Origin of the sequence: Rhodanobacter panaciterrae (assembly GCF_014651895.1) — a bacterium.
GTDB lineage: Bacteria > Pseudomonadota > Gammaproteobacteria > Xanthomonadales > Rhodanobacteraceae > Rhodanobacter > Rhodanobacter panaciterrae.
Window position 1 is genome coordinate 788681 of the sequence record NZ_BMXT01000001.1, and the last position, 18757, is coordinate 807437.

General features: G+C 61.9%; 20 protein-coding genes and 1 pseudogene. 9 read left to right on the forward strand and 12 right to left on the reverse strand.

Annotation, left to right across the window (positions count from 1 at the left end; translation table 11 throughout):
- Window positions 1–2: 2 nt before the first annotated feature.
- Complete coding sequence (locus IE071_RS03545) at window positions 3–389, reverse strand: hypothetical protein (protein WP_189439773.1); 387 nt, start codon at window positions 387–389, stop codon at window positions 3–5.
- Between the two features lie 208 nt (window positions 390–597).
- Here IE071_RS03545 and IE071_RS03550 point away from each other — a divergent pair, with 208 nt between their 5' ends.
- The 3 genes from IE071_RS03550 (at window position 598) to IE071_RS03560 (ending at window position 4604) form a co-directional block, all read left to right on the forward strand.
- On the forward strand, window positions 598–1710 hold the full coding sequence (locus tag IE071_RS03550) for a sensor histidine kinase (protein ID WP_189439774.1): 1113 nt from the start codon (window positions 598–600) through the stop codon (window positions 1708–1710).
- Window positions 1707–2495, forward strand: coding sequence for a LytR/AlgR family response regulator transcription factor (locus tag IE071_RS03555; RefSeq protein WP_189439775.1), 789 nt, complete (start codon window positions 1707–1709; stop codon window positions 2493–2495). Before IE071_RS03550 ends, IE071_RS03555 begins: the two co-directional genes overlap by 4 nt.
- A gap of 225 nt (window positions 2496–2720) precedes the next feature.
- Window positions 2721–4604 carry a M61 family metallopeptidase gene (locus tag IE071_RS03560; RefSeq protein ID WP_229792726.1) on the forward strand — a complete coding sequence of 628 codons (1884 nt, stop codon included), beginning with the start codon at window positions 2721–2723 and terminating at the stop codon, window positions 4602–4604.
- Window positions 4605–4696: 92 nt separating this feature from the next.
- Here IE071_RS03560 and IE071_RS03565 read toward each other — a convergent pair whose 3' ends face one another.
- The 9 genes and pseudogenes from IE071_RS03565 to IE071_RS03605 form a co-directional block, all read right to left on the reverse strand.
- On the reverse strand, window positions 4697–5260 hold the full coding sequence (locus tag IE071_RS03565; protein WP_189439777.1) for a peroxiredoxin: 564 nt from the start codon (window positions 5258–5260) through the stop codon (window positions 4697–4699).
- Between the two features lie 81 nt (window positions 5261–5341).
- Window positions 5342–5629, reverse strand: a pseudogene (locus IE071_RS03570) (GGDEF domain-containing protein); the annotation flags it as partial.
- Window positions 5630–5910: 281 nt separating this feature from the next.
- Window positions 5911–6129 carry a hypothetical protein gene (locus IE071_RS03575; RefSeq protein WP_189439778.1) on the reverse strand — a complete coding sequence of 73 codons (219 nt, stop codon included), beginning with the start codon at window positions 6127–6129 and terminating at the stop codon, window positions 5911–5913.
- Between the two features lie 194 nt (window positions 6130–6323).
- Complete coding sequence (locus IE071_RS03580; RefSeq protein ID WP_189439779.1) at window positions 6324–7151, reverse strand: SAM-dependent methyltransferase; 828 nt, start codon at window positions 7149–7151, stop codon at window positions 6324–6326.
- Window positions 7152–7373: 222 nt separating this feature from the next.
- The gene (locus tag IE071_RS03585) at window positions 7374–9089 is read right to left on the reverse strand and encodes a GGDEF domain-containing protein (RefSeq protein WP_229792727.1); all 1716 of its coding nucleotides are present in this window, start codon (window positions 9087–9089) and stop codon (window positions 7374–7376) included.
- A 77-nt stretch (window positions 9090–9166) separates the two neighbouring features.
- On the reverse strand, window positions 9167–9499 hold the full coding sequence (locus IE071_RS03590) for a hypothetical protein (protein ID WP_229792728.1): 333 nt from the start codon (window positions 9497–9499) through the stop codon (window positions 9167–9169).
- A 169-nt stretch (window positions 9500–9668) separates the two neighbouring features.
- Window positions 9669–10496: an SAM-dependent methyltransferase gene (locus IE071_RS03595; protein ID WP_189439781.1), complete on the reverse strand. Its 828-nt coding sequence runs from the start codon at window positions 10494–10496 to the stop codon at window positions 9669–9671.
- 98 nt (window positions 10497–10594) lie between these two features.
- Window positions 10595–10816: a helix-turn-helix transcriptional regulator gene (locus IE071_RS03600; protein WP_189439782.1), complete on the reverse strand. Its 222-nt coding sequence runs from the start codon at window positions 10814–10816 to the stop codon at window positions 10595–10597.
- Window positions 10817–10820: 4 nt separating this feature from the next.
- Entirely contained in the window at window positions 10821–11291 is a 471-nt protein-coding gene (locus IE071_RS03605; protein ID WP_189439783.1) for a DUF2178 domain-containing protein, read from the reverse strand.
- A gap of 277 nt (window positions 11292–11568) precedes the next feature.
- Here IE071_RS03605 and IE071_RS03610 point away from each other — a divergent pair, with 277 nt between their 5' ends.
- A complete protein-coding gene (locus IE071_RS03610) occupies window positions 11569–12369 on the forward strand; it encodes an SGNH/GDSL hydrolase family protein (RefSeq protein WP_189439784.1) in 801 nt (266 codons plus the stop codon).
- Window positions 12370–12433: 64 nt separating this feature from the next.
- On the opposite strand, the gene IE071_RS03615 is transcribed toward IE071_RS03610, so the two are convergent.
- The gene (locus IE071_RS03615) at window positions 12434–13333 is read right to left on the reverse strand and encodes a class I SAM-dependent methyltransferase (RefSeq protein ID WP_189439785.1); all 900 of its coding nucleotides are present in this window, start codon (window positions 13331–13333) and stop codon (window positions 12434–12436) included.
- A 172-nt stretch (window positions 13334–13505) separates the two neighbouring features.
- Here IE071_RS03615 and IE071_RS03620 point away from each other — a divergent pair, with 172 nt between their 5' ends.
- The 5 genes from IE071_RS03620 (at window position 13506) to IE071_RS03640 (ending at window position 17917) form a co-directional block, all read left to right on the forward strand.
- Window positions 13506–13916 (forward strand): hypothetical protein, encoded by a 411-nt coding sequence (locus IE071_RS03620; protein WP_189439786.1) that lies wholly within the window; start codon window positions 13506–13508, stop codon window positions 13914–13916.
- Between the two features lie 96 nt (window positions 13917–14012).
- Window positions 14013–15119: a sensor domain-containing diguanylate cyclase gene (locus IE071_RS03625; protein WP_189439787.1), complete on the forward strand. Its 1107-nt coding sequence runs from the start codon at window positions 14013–14015 to the stop codon at window positions 15117–15119.
- A 157-nt stretch (window positions 15120–15276) separates the two neighbouring features.
- Window positions 15277–15726: a peptide-methionine (R)-S-oxide reductase MsrB gene (msrB, locus tag IE071_RS03630; RefSeq protein ID WP_189439788.1), complete on the forward strand. Its 450-nt coding sequence runs from the start codon at window positions 15277–15279 to the stop codon at window positions 15724–15726.
- Window positions 15723–16232 carry a peptide-methionine (S)-S-oxide reductase MsrA gene (msrA, locus tag IE071_RS03635; protein WP_189439789.1) on the forward strand — a complete coding sequence of 170 codons (510 nt, stop codon included), beginning with the start codon at window positions 15723–15725 and terminating at the stop codon, window positions 16230–16232. The genes msrB and msrA overlap by 4 nt, the downstream gene beginning before the upstream one ends.
- Window positions 16233–16435: 203 nt before the next feature.
- Window positions 16436–17917 (forward strand): DHA2 family efflux MFS transporter permease subunit, encoded by a 1482-nt coding sequence (locus IE071_RS03640; protein WP_189439790.1) that lies wholly within the window; start codon window positions 16436–16438, stop codon window positions 17915–17917.
- Between the two features lie 60 nt (window positions 17918–17977).
- Here the strand turns inward: IE071_RS03640 and IE071_RS03645 are convergent, their stop codons facing one another.
- Window positions 17978–18724 (reverse strand): glucose 1-dehydrogenase, encoded by a 747-nt coding sequence (locus IE071_RS03645; RefSeq protein ID WP_189439791.1) that lies wholly within the window; start codon window positions 18722–18724, stop codon window positions 17978–17980.
- Window positions 18725–18757 lie beyond the last annotated feature (33 nt).

Consider the following 18757-nt stretch of genomic DNA (forward strand, 5'->3'; position numbering starts at 1 on the left):
GATCATGCTCCGGAATGTTTCGGGTTGGCGCCGTGTAGCGTCAGGCGTAGGCCACTGCTACGACAGACATCGATGCGCGGAAAGAGCTGGGTACGTCCACCGTTGAAGGTGACGCGGAGGTCGCGCAGGCATCCGCCGGCGGGAACGTCGAAGGTCATGGATGTCAGGCCGCCTTGCAGCGGTTGGCCGAGATCGATGTCCTGGAAGGCATCACGGTCGGCCGGCGCGACGGCGAGCGTGATGACACTGTCCAGCGTGGCGTTCACCAGATCGAAGTGCCGAGCGGGCCTGGGCCCTGCGTCGGCGCAGGCCGCTGATGGAACGATGAGCAGGGTGCTGAGCGCGACGGCAAACATGGCGACGAGGCTGGTGGGGTGGGTCGAATTCATGGCGGTGCTCCGGCTGAGGTAGGGTGCCGCCAGTGGCTCGTGTGCACACCGTCGGCACCGTGATATGGCCGGATGGAGCTGTCCTGCGAAAGCGGTTCGGGACGAATCGTATTGACGCGGTGGCGAATCGTAGTGGCGTCGCGGTCATGCTGTTCAGCGCCGCATGCAGCACCTAGGATGGCCACTCCAACCCACGGAACATCCCTCGATGATGGTTCGCCTCGGCAACACGCAGATCGGTCTGTTCCGCTACCTCGGCCTGTGGACGGCGGTGGCCGTGGTGTTCGCGGCGCAGGGCTTCCTGCACGATCTGATCAACCATCATACGTGGTCGCTCTTCGACTATCTGCGCTGGTCGATGATCCAGTGGTACACATGGGCAGCGCTGGCGCCGTTGGTGTTCCGGCTGGCGGTGAAGTATCCAATCCAGGCGCCGGTGCGCCTGCGCGGCCTAGGCCGACAGCTGCCGGCTAGTGTGGGCGTGACCCTGTTGGCGATGCTGATCGGTGCCTTCGTCTCCACGCTGTTCGAGCCAGGCTCGTTCGATGAGCAGATCTGGCAGTTCCTCGGCCAGCATTTCGCCGTCGGGCTGCTTACTTACTGGGCCTTGTTCGCGATGCAGCAAGCCATACAGTTCCATGCCGAAAAGACGCGCCGCGAGATCGAGGCGAGCCAGTTGGCGACAGAGCTCGCACAGTCGCGCCTGCGTGCGTTGAAGTCGCAGCTGCAGCCGCATTTCCTGTTCAACACGTTGCACGCGATCGCGACCCTGCTGGATGAGGACACGCTGTCAGCCGAAGACATGCTGCTGCGCCTGAGCGATCTGCTGCGTGCATTTCTCGAGGACTACGACGGCCAGGAAGTCAGTTTGCGGCGGGAGCTGGTGCTGCTGGATCTCTACCTCGGCATCCAGCGCATACGCTTCAAGGATCGCCTCACCACGCAGATCTACGTCGCCCCGGACACGTTGGATTGCGCCGTGCCCAGCCTGATCCTGCAGCCGATCGTGGAGAACGCCATCACCCATGGGATCAGCAAACGGATCGGCGTGGACTGCATCGAGATCGAAAGCCGGCGCGAAGGCGACACCTTGTGCATCGATGTGCGCAACCGCAACAGCACACTGGAAGCCGGGGCTGCATCCACGTCGGGGCATGGCATCGGCCTGTCAAACACCGAGTTGCGCCTGCGCGAACTGTATGGCGACATTGCGCAGGTGCGCCTGGACATGATCTGGCCCGAGGGCGTGATCTGCCGGCTGCGCCTGCCGTTTCGTGAGATCGAGGAAGCTGACGATGCGCCCGAGGTCGCGTCCATATGAGCATCGCTACCCTGGTCGTGGACGACGAGCCGATCGCGCGCCATGCCATCGTGCGCCTGCTGCGCGACGATCCCGACATCGAGCTGTTGGCCGAATGCGGTGATGGCGCGTCGGCGGTCGCGGCGATACGCAGCCAGTCGCCGGACCTGGTCTTTCTCGACATCCAGATGCCTGCCCTCAATGGCATGGACGTGGTGGCGACGATCGGTGCGGAGCGCATGCCGGCGACGGTGTTTGTCACCGCCTTCGAGCAATACGCGGTGCGGGCGTTCGAGGCGAACGCGGTGGATTATCTGGTCAAGCCGTTCAGCCGGGAGCGTTTTGCGAACACGCTGCGGCGCGTGAAGGCGCGGCTGTCCAGCGGTGAGGGCGCGGGCGGGGCCGCCTCTGTGCAGATCCTGCAAGCGCTCGACGCCTTGCGCCAGCGCGACGACTACATCCAGCGCCTTCCTGTGCGCAGCGACGAGCACATCAGCTTCATCGACGTCGACCAGATCGTGTGGATCAAGGCCAGCGGCAACACGGTGCAGATCCATCTGGCCGACGGCGTCCACGAAATGCGCGAGACCATGAGCGCGCTCGCCGCACGACTCGATCCGCGGCATTTCGCGCGCGTCCATCGCTCGGCCATCATCAACGTACGCCGGATCCAGGCCATCCATCCGTGGTTCAACGGCTACCACGTCGTCACGATGGATACCGGCCAGAAACTGCGCATGAGCCGCTACCAGCACGAAACCTTTTTGCGCCTGGCTTCGCCCAGCGGTGGGAAACGGGTGGAATAGGGCGGCGGGCGCAAACAGCAAAGCAGGGCATCGTTTCGCTTTGGCCGGATTCCCTCTCCACATTCGGGAATGGAAATACATCGGGCTACATAGTTTGCGCAGCGATGTTAAGTTGTGCGAATTCCCTGGGCCTGCCTGTCGGAGTTCATCATGTCCGTTCCCTCTCTCTCCCGATCGTCGTTTGACGCGCGTCGCAAGCTCGTACGCCTTGCTGTGGCCATATCGATGGCCATCGCGACAGGTGCCGTCTGTGCGCAGGATCCGCGAACCGACCAGGTGCCCCCGCCACAAGACACGCCCTATGCCGGCACGATCGCGCTTCATGTCGATGCCAGCGACACGGCGCAAGGCATCTTCCGCGTGCACGAGACGATTCCCGTCACGGCCGGCGCATTGACGCTGCTGTACCCACAGTGGATTCCCGGCGACCACTCGCCGACCGGCCCGATCGCCATGCTCGCCGGCCTCGAACTCCGCGCCAACGGCAAGCGGCTGATGTGGAAGCGCGACAAGTACAACGTGTACGCGTTCCATCTCGACGTACCCGCGGGCGTCTCCACGGTCGATGCGACCTTCCAGTACATGTCCGGTCGCACCGACAACGAAGGGTTCGAGATCACCGACCGCATGATGGACATGGAATGGAGCAAGGTGTCGCTCTATCCGGCCGGCTATTTTTCGCGCGGTATCACCGTTGCACCCAGCGTGACGCTGGCGCATGGCTGGCAGCTCGGCACCGCGCTCGAGACGGCCTCGCAGTCGGGCGACACCACGACCTTCAAGTCGGTCACGTTCAACAACCTGGTCGATTCGCCGATCTACGCGGGCAAGTACTTCAAGCGCGTCGATCTCAACCCGGGCGGTGACGCGCCGGTGCATCTGGACATCGTCGCCGATGCACCGAAGTACCTGGAGATGACGCCCGAGCAGTTGAACGTGCATCGCGCGCTGGTGACGCAGGCGGTGAAGCTGTTCGGCTCGCACCACTACGACCATTACGACTTCCTGTTCTCGCTGTCGGACGTGCTGGCCGGCAACGGCACCGAGCATCACCAGTCCAGCGAGGACGGCATGGGTGCCGACTACTTCACTGCCTGGAGCGACAACTCGCCTGGCCGCGACCTGCTGGCGCACGAGTACACCCATTCGTGGAACGGCAAGTTCCGCCGTCCGTCCGACCTGTGGACACCCAACTTCAACGTGCCGATGGGCGATTCGCTGCTGTGGGTGTACGAGGGGCAGACGCAGTACTGGGGTTACATACTCACTGCGCGCGCCGGCATGTGGACGCCGCAGGAGTTCCGCGACGCGCTGGCGATGGAGGCGGCCAACTACGAGCGCAACCGCGCAGGTTTCCAGTGGCGCACGCTGGAAGACACCACCAACGACGCGACCGCCGCGCGCCGCTCGAGCCTGCCGTACCGCAGCTGGCAGATGAGCGAGGATTACTACAGCGGCGGCCAGATGATGTGGCTGGAAGTGGACGCCAAGCTGCGCGCCCTCACGCAGGACCATAAATCGCTGGACGATTTCGCGAGTGCATTCTTCGGCGTCGACAACGGCAGCTACGTCACCAAAACCTACACCTTCGACGACGTGGTGGCAGCGCTGAACGGCGTGGCCAAGTACGACTGGGCGAGCTTCCTGCATGCGCGCGTGCAGACGCTCAATCCACCGCTGGAAAACGGTATCGCGGCGACCGGCTGGAAACTGGTCTACACCGATCAGGAGAGCGGGTACGAGAAGCAGTACAACAGCCGGCCGGAACCGTCCCGCCATCTGTACAACTTCGCCTGGTCGATCGGCCTGACGATGACCGACAAGGGCGAGGTCAACGACGTGCGCTGGGACGGGCCGGCGTTCAAGGCCGGCGTTAGCACCGGTGCCAGCCTGGTTGCCGTGAACGGTCAGGACTACTCAAGTGACGTACTGAAGAGCGCGATCGCGGCGGCCAAGAACAACAAGGCACCGATCCAGTTGCTGCTGAAGTACCAGGGCGGTTACCGCACGGTGCCGGTGGATTACCACGGCGGCCTGCAATACCCGCATCTGGTACGCATCGAGGGCACGCCGGATTACCTGAGCGAGATCATCGCGGCGCGCAAATAGGGCAGGGTCGGTAACGCTATCGCGACAACATGGCAGGGGTCACCTCCCGAAGAAGTGGCCCCTGCGCTATCTGGCTGTTATCGGAGCCACGTTTACTTCGCGGTGCTATCCGGTTGCTCGAGCGCTTTCACCGCATTGAGTGTCTCTTCCACATGTTTCTTCGGGCTGAGGTCCGAATAGACGTGGGTGATTTTCCCCGATGGAGCGATCACGTACGAGGTCCGGTTCGACCAGCCGGGCCTCAGCAGCAACATGGCGTCGTATTCCTTCGCGATCTTCGCGCCGTCATCGGCGGCGACCGGGAACTTGCCACCGCAGTGTTCGGTTTCCTTCGAGAAATCGGCCAGCTCGGTGATGTTGCCGGCGGTGACACCGATCACGGTGGCATGCTGCGCCTTGAACTTGTCGATGGCCTCCGAGAACAGGTGAGCCTCCACATTGCAGCCCGACGTGTGTGCGGCGGGGAAGAAATAGACCACCACGGGACCCTGCTTCAGGGCGTCGGCGAGCTTGAACGTGAAGGGCTTGCCGGCGAGATAGGCCGGCGCGGAAAAATCGGGCGCCTGCGCGCCTTCCTTCAGTGCGGCGAAAGCCGGTGACGCCAGAGTGGCGGTAACGACAAGAGCGAGTGCAGCGAGCTTCAGTGAAGACTTCATGGGAACGATCCTGGGACGGCGAGGGAGGGCATCAGCTTTATACGCCAAAAGCGCCTATCCGGATGTCGCGACCTGTAATCCTCAGGCTTCGGCCAGGCTGCCGCTCTCGGTATCGGCAATGACCCGATTGCGTCCGGCGCGCTTGGCGCGATAGAGCGCCGCATCCGCTTCCATGCAAAGCCGTTGCAGCTGGTAGCCGGAAGTGTCGGTGGAGGCCAGGCCGACGCTGGCGGAAATCGATATGACACAGTCGTCTTTTTCCATCGGCGATGTGCCGATGGCGATCCGGATGCGATTGGCGATATCCAAGCCCTGCTTGCGGGAGCACTCGTGCAGCAGGATGCCGAATTCTTCGCCGCCCAGACGGCCGAAGAAGAATGAAGAATGCTGTTCTGCTTGCTGAGTTCTTCGGTTGCCAGCTTCATGGTCAGAACCAGTAGTTGCATTACCTGCTAGGCCATCGTAAGGGCGTTAACTGAGTGTGAAAGCCATAGGCGAGCTCTTGCGCATAAAGCAAAAGGCCATGGCCGCAAAGCGGCCATGGCCAACAGTGAGTCAATAGGCGAGGCAATCTACCAACTATTGGTCTAGCAATTCTTCACCGAGATCGGATTCTTGGCGTGAATTATCGTTATCGAAATTTGCTTTGGTTAATCCTCGTCGCCCCAAAAAAACTGAGTATGAGGGGCATATATCTTCTTTTGTCCGAGTTCGTCGGCTAAGAGTGAACTGTCACCAGACAAGGTGGCGGCTTTGAGTGCACTTGATGCATCTACCTGTTCTAACGTATGTGCAAGCACATCGGTCGAAGCATAACGCAGTGTAGCGTTTTGGCCGATGGCATCCAGCAGTTCAATCGTGTCTAACATATGCTTCTCCTGTTCTATGTGACCTTCAAACATCAGGTTGATGCGAGTTGTAAGCCGAATCAAGTGAGCATTGACTTAATAAAACATCATGACAGTAGTTATCAACATGTATTGATTGAAGCGTCATCATGGTCCCGCTTTCCTGTCACGCGCCTCGCGCAGACGGGGCCCCACTTCCTTGTTTCTGTATCAGTTCAAGCGATGGAATATTCCTTGTCCAAGTCCGCCAATCGCTCACGCATGGCGAGATTTGGCTTCAAGGGTGAAGCGGGAGCCAGTATCACCGTCTCTTCCGCGGTCAATGTGACGTCGGGCAAATCGCGCAGGACGATACGGTGAATTCTTGGCTTCTGGATCGGCAAGGTGGCACAGCGATAGATGATCACTTCGTGATCAAGCGGATAGTCTTTGCTCAAGAGATCCACCAGCACCTGCCGGTACGCTGGCCCGGTGGAAAAGCGCTTCAACGACAAGTCACCGACTAGCCCGACCTGCCACAGGATCAGGTATCCGGTGGGATCGATTCGGCGCTCATAGAAAAGCAGCTGGCTGGCCTCGAAGTGCTGACATCCGAAGCGGCCCGGGTCGATGCCCAGATCGGCATAGAGACAGTCTTCGGCGGAAATGCCCGGTTCCATGTGCGCTGCGAAACCCTCGGCACGCGCGACCTCGATGACCTTGTGTGGCGACCAAGCGAAGATACCGGGGTGACCATAGAACACGCCGCAAACCTTCTTGCCGGCACGCACCTCGAACATCATCAGATCGACCCATTGCTGATACGTAATCCTCCTCGACTTGCCCTCAGCGTAGTAGGACTGCAAGCTGCGCACATCTGGATGCATGCGTTGCAGCCACATCTCCACGGTACCATCGGAAAGTGCCGCAAATACCACGTCCGCCTGCTCGATATGGCTGCGTGCCAGCGGAGTGAGGTGAGAGCCTAAGGTCATGCCCATGCCCACGCACGCCAGGCTGCCTCGTTGGGCGTCATTTGAAGTACGGAGAATAAGTTTGCTCATGCTTAGGATAGTAGTGAATATTCAACTTAGAAGGGAAGCCGTTGTAGCTAATTAGTTGGCCAGAGTGGCCTGCAATCCTTTTCACCAGATTGACGGCAGTCAATACCGAAATGTGGTTTGCCGTGTTGCAGTGCATGCATCGAAGCGTCGGCGAATCGACGTGGATAAGTTGCAAGCGCCAACCGCTGGTGGCGCGTTGACTCTAACTTGCACATTGACCTTTCAGGCCTCGACCAGGCTGTCGTTCTCAGTATCGGCGATGACCCGATTGCGTCCGGCGCGCTTGGCGCGATAGAGCGCCGCATCCGCTTCCATGCAAAGCCGTTGCAGCTGATAGCCGGAAGTGTCGGTGGAGGCCAGGCCGACGCTGGCGGAAATCGATATGACATCCCCGTCTTTTTCCATCGGCGATGCGCCGATGGCGATCCGGATGCGATTGGCGATATCCATGCCCTGCTCGCGGGAGCACTCGTGCAGCAGAATGCCGAATTCCTCGCCACCCAGACGGCCAAACAAGTCGGCGGGGCGCAATTGTTGCTGGCAGACAGCGACGGTGCGCCTCAGTACGGCATCGCCCATGGCGTGGCCATGGGTATCGTTGACCTGCTTGAAGTGATCCAGGTCGATGGATACCAGGCAGGCATGGCCGAACTTCTTCTGCAGCACATTCAGGACGCGCTCGGCCTCGCCGATGAAATGCTGATGGTTGAAAATGCCGGTGAGGCTGTCGTGATGGGACAGCCGCTTGAAGCCAAGCTGCGAGCGCTTGAGCCGGTAAAGCCAAAGTACGATGAATCCGAACGCCGCCAGCAACAGGATGATATAGAGCCGACTGGTCTCGACGGCCTTGGTGTCCAGTGCCTGTTGCAATCGAAGAATACTGTTCTGCTTGCCGAGTTCTTCGGTTTCGAGCTTGTGGGTCAGGACTTGCTGCTGGACTGTTTGATAGGCCAATGCCTGAGCAGTGGCATCATCGAGCGAGCCCTTGTCCTGGGCGACATAATGCTCGTAGTAGGCAAGCGCGGAAGTCGTGTTGCCGTGCCGCTTCGCGACGCGGTAGAGCACCTCATAGGCATCCTTGAGATAGTCGTTGATGTCGTCCGGGCTGGCCATCGCCACGGCCGCGAGCGCGGCCTTCCGGGCGTCTTCGTCTTTACCTAGCTGTTCATACGCCTGAGCTCGCTGCACCTGCGCGGATAGCGTGTGCGGGTAGTAATGGTTGACCTGGATGCCAGGTGCTATCTGGTCGAGCAGCGACAATGTTTTGGCAGGCTGGTGTTCTTCGAGGTGGAGGGTGCCAAGGATGAGCTGCATGGCTGTTGCCACGATGGGCTGTCGAGACGCTTCGCACGTATCGATGGCCTGCTTCAGTTCCGGGCTGGAAGAAGTCAGCCGCTTGGCGTTCCAGAGCGCGGCAACCAGCTTGGAGCGCGGGTAGCACGAGGTCATGCCTGGAGGAACGGCGTCCTCCATCATGTGGGCGTACTTGATCGCCAGATCCGTCTGTCCGGCCAAGTTCAACACCTGCGACAGGTAGCCGAGGACTTGGAGGCGGACTGTCTTGTCCTGAATCCGGGGCAGGTCGATCGTGAGCTGTTGAGTCAGCTTGAAGGCGTCTTCGTAGCGACGACCGACCGCCAGGTTGTTCATGAGAAGTGCCGATGCCTTGGCGGCTAGCATCGGATCGCCCGAATGATCGATCACATCGCGCAGCGGCTGCTCCGCGGCGACGTATTTGCCATCCAGCGAAGACTCAAGTGCATCGAGATAGCGCAGGTGCCATTGGTCGGCTGTGCTAAGCGTGGGCGACTCGCGGTGGATTTGCTCCAGCCGTTGGATGAACTGCCGGTGGTCCTTGATGCGCAGGCTTTCGGTTTGATCGAGGAATGCGCTTGCGTCGCTAATCTTGGCTGTGTCGGCGGCGTAGTTTGCCTGCATCAGGGCGCAGAGAAGCAGGCCCGCCAAAGCGGTTCCCGGTCCCCTGCGTTGCCGGCCGATGGACATAGGGCGTGAAACTACTGTTTGTGCGGCTTGTGGTGATCGGGTTCAGATGGATGATGCGGCTTGTGGTCGCCGTCATGGTGCTCCTCCTCTTCCTCCTCTTCCTCATGCCCCGGCGCATTGGTGATCTGAGGTGCATGATTCGGCTTGTGCCCGAGTTCTTCGAACAGAAGCGAGCTGTCGCCAGCAGCGACGGCTGACTTGAGCGCTTCGGACGCTTTTGCCTGTTCGAGGATGGGCGCAAGCTCGTCGGCGGATGCATGGCGCAGCGTGGCGTCCTGGCCAATCGCATTCAGCAACTCAATCGTGTCTGACATGTGTTTTCCCCTGTTCCCCGTGATTTTCAAGCATCAGGTTGATGCGGATTGCAAGCCGGGCCATGCGGCCATGGGCTTGATAAACATCATAACGGCGGTCATCAATATTTGACGATCAAACGGCGCGCCATCGAAACTCTGTTTCCCCTGTGATGCGCCATGTATGGAAGGCTGCACTCCTTCGTTACCCATGTTTGTTTCAAGCGACGGAATATGCCTTGTCCAGCTCCATCAACCGTTCACGCATGGCTAGATTCAGCTTCAAAGGCGCGGCTGGAGGCAGTACCACCGTTTCCTCTGCGGTCAATGTAGCGTTGGGTAAATCACGCAGCACGATACGGTGGATGCGTGGTTTCTGGATCGGCAAGGTGACGCCGCGGTAGATGATCACTTCGTGGTCGAGCGGATAGTCCTGGCTCAGCACGTCCACCAGGACCTGTCGATACGCTGGCCCGGTGGAAAAGCGCTTCAACGACAAGTCGCCGACCAGCCCGACCTGCCACAGGATCAGATAGCCGGTGGGATCGATGCGGCGCTCATAGAAAAGCAGCTGGCTGGCTTCGAAGTGCTGGCAACCGAGGCGGCCGGGATCGATGCCAAGATCGGCGTAGAGACAGTCTTCGGCGGAAATACCCGGTTCCATGTGCGCTGCGAAACCCTCCGCACGCGCAACTTCGATGACCTTGTGCGGCGACCAGGCGAAGATGCCGGGATGGCCGTAGAACACTCCGCAGACCTTCTTGCCGGCACGCACCTCGGTCATCATCAGCTCGACCCACTGCCGATACGTGACCATCCTCGACTTGCCCTCCGCGTAGTAGGGCTGGAGGCTGCGCACATCAGGATGCATGCGCTGCAGCCACAGCTCCACGATGCCATCGGAAAGCGCGGCAAATACCACGTCCGCCTGCTCGATATGGCTGCGTGCCAGCGGGGTGAGGTGGGAGCCCAGGGTCATGCCCATGCCGACGCAGGCCAGGCTGCCGCGCGGGGTGTCGTTCGATGGCGGGGTAGTCAATGTGTCCATCGTTCGATAGTAGGACAACTTCGGCGCTGGAGCGCACCTAGAGCGAATGACAAAGCCGATGGATGGAGTGAGCTGGCCCGGGTTTGATGGACACCTTCTCAATCCCCGTTTCGATCATCTCCGCCCGGCTGCCAGTGGAACACGTCGTCGATCCCCTTGCCGAACACATGGGCGATACGGAAGGCGACATCCAGCGACGGCGAATAGCGCCCTTGTTCGATCGCGGCGATGGTCTGGCGGGTGAGGCCCACGCGCTTGCCGAGTTCCGCCTGCGTCATGTCCTGCGCGAGGAAGCGCAGCAGACGCACCTCGTTGGTCATCGTTTCAGTGGGCAAGACGTGGCTGCCGGTAGCCGATCAGAATCAGTGCATAGCGCGCCGTCTCGGTCAGCACGATGAAGAACAGGGCAGCGTTGACGAGCTCCCAGCCGCTGTTGTTGAACGGCATGACCATGCCAACCACGATCATGCCCGTCAGCAGGATGAAATAAGCCGTGCGGGTCGCGCGTCCGTCGATGGCGCGGTCGCGCTCGTCCTCGAGGAGCGGCTCGCCAGCTTCATGCCGCTTGATCACCAGCAGGCCGCAGATATAGGCCACGGCATGAAGGCTGGCCACCACGGCGAGGCAGGCGATGCGTTCCAGCATCGTCGGCTGCAGGTACGGAAGCCCGATCTGGGCCACGAAGTAGACGCAGTAGACGGGGCACATGCTCCACAAGGCGAGCCATGCGCGCTTTTGAAGTGATGACATGATGTGGACCGTTGAGTTAGCTATGGTGTACGTAATGTCAAACATATCTAACATCATGTCAAGAAAATTAACCAAATCGAGCCAGATTGAGCCGGTATCCGTCAGATGAGCCCATGGTTCGGCGCCGTGCCGCAAGTACGCCCCGTCCTGAGCGAGCGACACTTTGAAGCGGGCTGTCTCCCGCTTTTTCCACCTCGGCCGGGACATCGCGGCCGCTGGCGAGCCTGGTCGAACTGTCGGTGTACGAGTAGGTTCCGACATCACCTCTCGCGCTGCCGGCACCTACCCAATGGCAGCGCGGGTCACGCGAGGAGATTTGAGCATGAGCTTCCCGTCATCCTTGGTCGCGGCCTTTGTTCTGCTCGCTGGCATCCCGCTTGCGCTGCATGCCAGTGGTCAAGTGGCCGGATCGGCACCTGTCGCCATCAATCCGCTGTACACGGCGCCGCCGGCCTCGCTCAGCACGGACCAGGTCGCGTCCATGCAGCAGCAACTGGCTGACTGGCCGCAGTTGAACCGCTATCGCGCCGACAATGCCCAGCTCGCGCCGCCGGCACCCGGCCAGGCACGCGTGGTCTTTTTCGGCGACTCCATCACCGATGCCTGGGGGCGCGTCAAAGGCACCACGTTCTTCCCCGGCAAGCCGTACATCAACCGCGGCATTTCGGGGCAGACCACGGCCCAGATGGTGTTGCGCTTTCGCCAGGACGTGATCGATCTGCACCCTGCAGCGGTAGTCATTCTCGCCGGCACCAACGACATCGCGGGCAACACGGGCCTGGCCACGCTGCCGATGATCGAGGACAACTTTCGCGCCATGACGGAACTGGCGCAGGCCAACCATATCCACGTCATTCTCGCCTCGGTGCTGCCGGTCAGTGACTATCCCTGGCAGCCCGGTTTGCAGCCGGCTGGGAAGATCCGCACGCTCAACGCGTGGCTGCGCTTGTACGCCGCCTCGTCTGGCGCCACGTATCTCGACTACTACCGTGCGCTCGCCAATGCGCAAGGCGGCATGGACAAGCATCTCGCCAGCGACGGCGTACATCCCACAGCCACCGGCTACGCGGTCATGGCACCGCTGGCGCAACAGGCGATCGATCAGGCCCTGGCGCACCAGTGACCAAACCGTGGTCAGGGTGCATCTGCTCCAGGACGTTGATGCCGGTCGCGGTTTTGGTGTGGCCTCAGCGCCGGGTTGCCAGCACGCCGTCCAGCGCGAGCTGCGCCTTGAAGCCGGCTTTTTCCAGGCGTTTTTCCACCTCGCGCGGCACGTCGCGGCCGCTAGTGAGTTTGTTCGGGCTGCCGGTGTAGTGGAACAGGCGTCCGCCGCGGCGTAGCACGCGCGCAAGCTGATCGTAGAAAACCTGCGAGTACAGCTCGCCAGCGATGCCGAAGCGCGGCGGGTCGTGCAGCAGCGCGTCCACTGAGGCGTCGGCGATCTGCGTGATCGCCTGTGACACGTCGGCATGGGTGAGCTGCAGGCGGCCATCGCTGATGGCCGCGTCGGGATCCGGCGACCACGGGTTGAGCGTGCGCAGCCACAGCACGTCGGCATTCTTCTCGAACGAGTGAATGCGGGCCACACCGGCTTCCAGGCAGCAGGCCGCGAAGTAGCCGAGACCGCCACAGGTATCGAGCACGACCTTGCCACGAGGCTCGATCAGCGCCACCTTGCGGCGTGCATCCTCGAACGGCGACTCCTTCGAGGTGGGCAGCATCTTGATGCCGTCGATCTCGAAGGTGGGTGCCCCCCAGTCGGTGGGCACCAGCTTGATCAGCGAGCCGGCATAGCGCGCCACCGGCGCGAGCTCGTCGCCGTCCCAGTAATAAAGCGTGCGGTCTTTCAGCGTGTGCGGATACGGATAACGCTGACCGCGCCACTGCCAGGCATCCGTCTCCAGCAGTGCGTTGCCGTTCGAGATCCCCAGGTCGAGCGAGCCAGTCCATTCGCCCGCACCGGCATCGCGCGCGGCCAGCAGTGCCTCGGCAATCGGGCGCGTGAGCAGGGGACCGGAATAATGCGACACGACGGGCAATCTCCAGGAACAACGGCGGTTGGCCGCAAGGCGACGAAAGGACGGCATCGTAACCCACGGGAGTGGCCGGGGCGGTGAGGTGCCATTCGGGACTGGGCTTGCCAAGCCTCTTCTCAGTGTCCGCCGGCTGTCGTGGCTCGACGCTCCCCTTTTTCGCTGGGAAGTACGGGCCTATGCTGTGTGGACTGCGGCGAATGCCGCGTTGTTCGGGAGTTGTGCCATGACGAAGAAAGTCATTCAGTGGTTACCGACGCTTCTGCTGGCGATCGCGCTGCCGATGGCCGCGCAAGCAGCGGGTTCCGACAGTGCGGCGGTATCGAAGCAGGTCAGCACGGCCAGCGCACACGCCGGCATGGCGCTCGGCGCGGCGGATCTGAAGATGGCGCATGCGCATCTGCAGCATGTCATCAACTGTCTGGTCGGGCCGTCCGGCAAAGGCTACGACGCCCAGGAAGCGAACCCGTGCAAAGGCCAGGGCCAGGGCGCCATTGTCGATGCCAAGGGCGATGCCGCCAGCGAGTCCAAATTGCATGCGGCGCTGACCCAGGCCGAGCATGGCGTGAAGGCCACGACGCTGGATGGCGCACACGCGGACGCACAGCAGGCCATGGCTACCCTGCAAGCGAAATAGAGGGCGTCACAAGCACGGGTGTCTGCCCCGCTTTGACCCTTTAACCCAGCGACTGGTCGTAGACTCGACCAAACGCCCAGGCCAACTGCCGCCGCCATGACACATCCCACGGCATGTGACGAGTACGCGCATCAGCAGCGCTCGCCATGGGGCGAGCGCGATGCGTCCGACCGGCGCGCGATGCTCACCGAGATCCTGGCGCAGGTATCGATGGAGGCATTGCAGGGCGATACGCTGGAAGCAGTGCTGCAGCGGATCGTCGATTGCGTGGCGCGGTGCCTGCCGGTGGCGATTGCCAGCATCATCCTGCTTAACGACGACGACACGCATTTCGTGCAGGAAGTCTGGTCGGGTGGCATTGGACTCGAGTTGCCGATCGAGCTGCCGTGGCCGGTGACGATAGGCGCGGCCGGCCGTTGTGCACGCAGCGGCGAGGCCCAGCTCATCACCGACGTGCAAGCCGATGCGGACTATGTGCCCGGCAATCGCGATGTGAAATCGGAGTACCTGGTGCCGATCCGGCATCGTGGACACCTGCACGGGGTACTCAACCTCGAAAGCACCTCCGCGGATTTCTTCACGGCGGAAGTGTGCGCGATGTTCGACGCGGTCGCGTTGCAGATCGCCGGCACCGTCCATCTCGCGCGCGTGGTGCGCGAACTGGAGCTGGCCAACCGCAAGCTGGAGCAGCTGTCGATGAGCGACGGTCTCACCGGCATCGCCAACCGGCGCAGCTTCGACCAGCGCCTCGTCGAGGAGTGGCAGCGGCATGCGCAGTCGGGCGAGTCGCTGGCTTTGCTGCTGGTCGATGTCGATTGCTTCAAGGCACTCAACGACGCTTGCGGCCATGTGTTCGGCGACGAATGCCTGCGCGAACTGGCTCGGTTGTGTGCCGAGATCGTCGATGGCATGCAGGCCCACGTCTCGCGCTACGGCGGCGAGGAGTTCGTGTTGCTGCTACCGGGATGTGACCTGGACACGGCGCAGCAGCTTGGCGTGGATTTGTGCCGTCGTGTTGAGGCGTTGGCGATCGGCCATCCTGCGTCGGTCATTGCCAATCATATCACCGTCAGCATCGGTGTCAGCGCGGGGCGCCCGGATCCGAGGCAGCCACCGGAATCCCTGATCGCCGTCGCCGATCGCGCGCTCTACCTGGCCAAGGCCGGGGGCCGCAATGCTGTCGTCGCACGGTCCTGCATGTAACCGCGGGCGGCTCTGGCGCGTAATGCATCAGTGAGCAGGTTGGGCTTCGCCCGGCCGCCCCAATCTATGCACTATTCCCAATCTATCGGCGACGTTGTCGGTCCGGATCAGGTTATCGGTTCATGCCGGGGACGGTTGTCTGCAGCAGGAGAGGCTCATGAGCACGTACAGCAAGAACCCCGATGCCATCGCGAAGCTAACGCCGGAGCAGTATCGCGTCACCCAGCAGAGCGCTACCGAGCGACCTGGTACCGGCGAATATCTGGACAACAAGCAGCCAGGCATCTACGTCGACATCGTCTCGGGCGAGCCGCTGTTTGCTTCGTCCGACAAATTCGAATCGGGCTGCGGTTGGCCGAGTTTCACCAGGCCGATCGAGCCCGCGAACGTCAACGAATTGCGCGACGGCACGCACGGCATGATTCGCACCGAGGTGCGTTCGGCCCACGGCGACAGCCATCTCGGGCACGTCTTTCCCGATGGCCCGCGGGATCGTGGCGGTTTGCGTTACTGCATCAACTCGGCCTCGCTGCGCTTCGTCCACCGCGATGACATGCAGGCCGAGGGTTACGGCGATTATCTGGGTCAGGTGGAGGACGTGCGATGAGCAACGAACGTGCGGTGCTGGCGGGTGGCTGCTTCTGGGGAGTGCAGGACTTGCTGCGCCGTTATCCCGGGGTGATCTCCACCCGCGTGGGTTACACCGGCGGTGACGTGCCGAACGCGACCTACCGCCATCACGGCAGCCATGCGGAAGGCGTCGAAATCATCTTCGATCCATCCGCGCTGAGTTATCGCACGCTGCTGGAATTCTTCTTCCAGATCCACGATCCGTCCACGCCGAACCAGCAAGGCAATGATCGCGGCACGGCTTATCGTTCGGCGATCTTCTACACGTCCGAGGAACAGAAGAGGGTGGCCGAAGACACCATCGCCGATGTGAACGCTTCTGGCCTGTGGCCCGGCAAGGTGGTGACCGAGCTGGCGCCCGCCGGCGACTTCTGGGAAGCCGAGCCAGAGCACCAGGATTACCTCGAGCATTATCCCAACGGCTATACCTGCCACTTCGTTCGACCGGGCTGGAAGCTGCCTCGGCGCGAAGCGGCTGGCTGAGGTTCAACGCAAGATCAGGTTGCATTCTTTGGGATGCAACCAGGTACGTGATCAGAGTGTGGTGACTGCCCCGCCATGTGTACGATTGACGCGGCATGAGTTTCCCCGGGGCGCGGCGCATGTCGATTTCGGGAGCGCTCGTTCGACGCTAGAGTGAGGCCGCCGATCAGGCGGCATGAACCCGTCATCCGCGAGATCCATGCATGAGCAAAGCACTTATCGACAGCCCAACTGCGACGCCGCCACGCAGGCATGCGCATCACGACCGGCGCTGGCTGGCGTTACTGGTGCTGTGTCTTGGCGTTTTGATGATCGTGCTCGACACCACGATCGTGAATGTCGCGTTGCCATCGATCCAGACGGATTTGAAGTTCTCCGCGACGTCGCTGGCCTGGGTGGTGAATGCGTACATGCTGACCTACGGCGGCTTCCTGCTGCTCGGTGGTCGGCTCGGTGATCTGTACGGGCATCGACGCCTGTTCCTGCTCGGCATCGTGGTGTTCACCCTGGCATCGCTGGCCTGCGGCCTGTCCACCACGCAAGCTGCCTTGGTCATTGCGCGCTGTGTGCAGGGGCTCGGCGGTGCCGTGGTCACGGCGGTGGCGTTGTCGCTGATCATGGATCTGTTCACCGAAGCTGCCGATCGCGCCAAGGCGATGGGTGTCTACGGTTTCGTCTGCGCCGGCGGCGGCAGTCTCGGTGCGATGCTGGGTGGTGTGCTGACCAGCAGCCTGAGCTGGCATTGGGTATTCCTGGTCAACCTGCCGATCGGCATCGGTGTGATCGTGCTCTCCTTGCGCCTGCTGCCGGCGGTGTCGAGCGAGGCGGCATCACGGCATCTGGATGTGCTCGGTGCCGTGACCGTGACCGCGGCGCTGATGCTGGCCGTCTATGCGATCGTCAACGGCAACGAACTGGGTTGGACCTCGCAGCGCACGCTCGGGCAACTGCTCATTGCGATCGCCTTGCTGGCGACGTTCCTGCTGATCGAAACGCGCGTGAGCACGCCACTGATGCCGCTGCGGCTGTTCAAACTGCGCAACCTGGCGGTGTCCAATATCGTCGGCGTGCTGTGGGCGGCGGCGATGTTTGCGTGGTTCTTCCTCTCCGCGCTCTATATGCAGCTGGTGCTGGGCTACAACCCGATGGAAGTTGGGCTGGCCTTTTTGCCGGCGAACCTGATCATGGCCGTGTTTTCGCTGGGCATCTCGGCGAAGCTGGTGATGCGCTTCGGTATACGTCGCCCGCTGGCGTTTGGCCTGCTGATGGCTGCGGCGGGGTTGTTGCTGTTCGCGCGTGCGCCGGTCGGTGGTCATTTCCTGATCGATATTCTGCCCGGCATGGTGTTGCTCGGCCTGGGCGCAGGCATCGCGTTCAATCCCGTGCTGCTGGCTGCCATGAGCGACGTGTCTGCCTCCGAATCCGGGCTTGCCTCGGGCGTGGTCAACACTTCCTTCATGATGGGCGGTGCGTTGGGTCTGGCTGTTCTTGCCAGTCTCGCGGCTTCACGTAGCGAAGGCCTGCTGACGAGTGGTCAGCCGCCGCTTGTCGCGCTCGCCAGCGGCTATCAAACCGCGTTCCTGGTTGGCGCCTGTTTCGCTGCGTTGGGTGCGTTGCTCGGTGCCGCGCTGCTGCGTACGACCTCGGGCGTGACGGAAAGCGATCAGGTCGCGTCGATGCCTTGAATTCCAGTACCCACCCGGGCGCATTCCGATGCCGGAATGCGCCCTTTGGGACGTCGCTGTTTAACGCACGCCGCCGCCAGCAAGCAACTGCTCGCCGGTGAGCCAATACGAATCATCGGAAGCCAGGAACACCGCGATGGAGGCGATGTCGTTCGGCTGGCCGATGCGGCCCAGTGGCGTTTGCGCAACGGCGCCAGCCTCGAAATCCGAACCGATGAAACCGGCGGTGTGAGTGCCTTCGGTTTCGACCATGCCCGGGTTCAATGCGTTGACACGGATCTTGCGCGGGCCCAGTTCGCGTGACAGCACGCCGGTGATGGCGTCCACGGCACCCTTGGTGCCGGTGTAGACCGCGCTGCCCGGCGGCGTGATGCGGGTGACGACGGAGCCGATGTTGATGATGCTGGAGCCTTCGCCCAGATGCTTGCTGGCGGCCTGGGTGGTCAGCAGCAAGCCGAGTACGTTGACGTTGAAGTGCCGGTGGAAGTCTTCCTCGGTGATGCTTTCGAGCGGGGAGAATCCGTAGACGCCGGAGTTGTTGACGAGGATATCCAGCCGGCCGAACTGCGCGATGGCGGCATCGACGATGGCTTGCGCATCGGCGGCCTTGGAGACATCGCCGCGTACGGCAACCGCCTTGCCGCCGGCCGCGCCGATCTCGGCGACGACGCTTTCGGCGCCAGTCTTGCTGGAGGCGTAATTGACGACCACGGACGCGCCGGCGGCGGCCAGTGATTTGGCAATGGCCGCGCCAATGCCTTTGGATGCGCCAGTGACGATGGCGACTTTACCGGTGAGCTTGCTCATGACATTTCCTTTGGTGCGGGTTGAGAAAGGTTC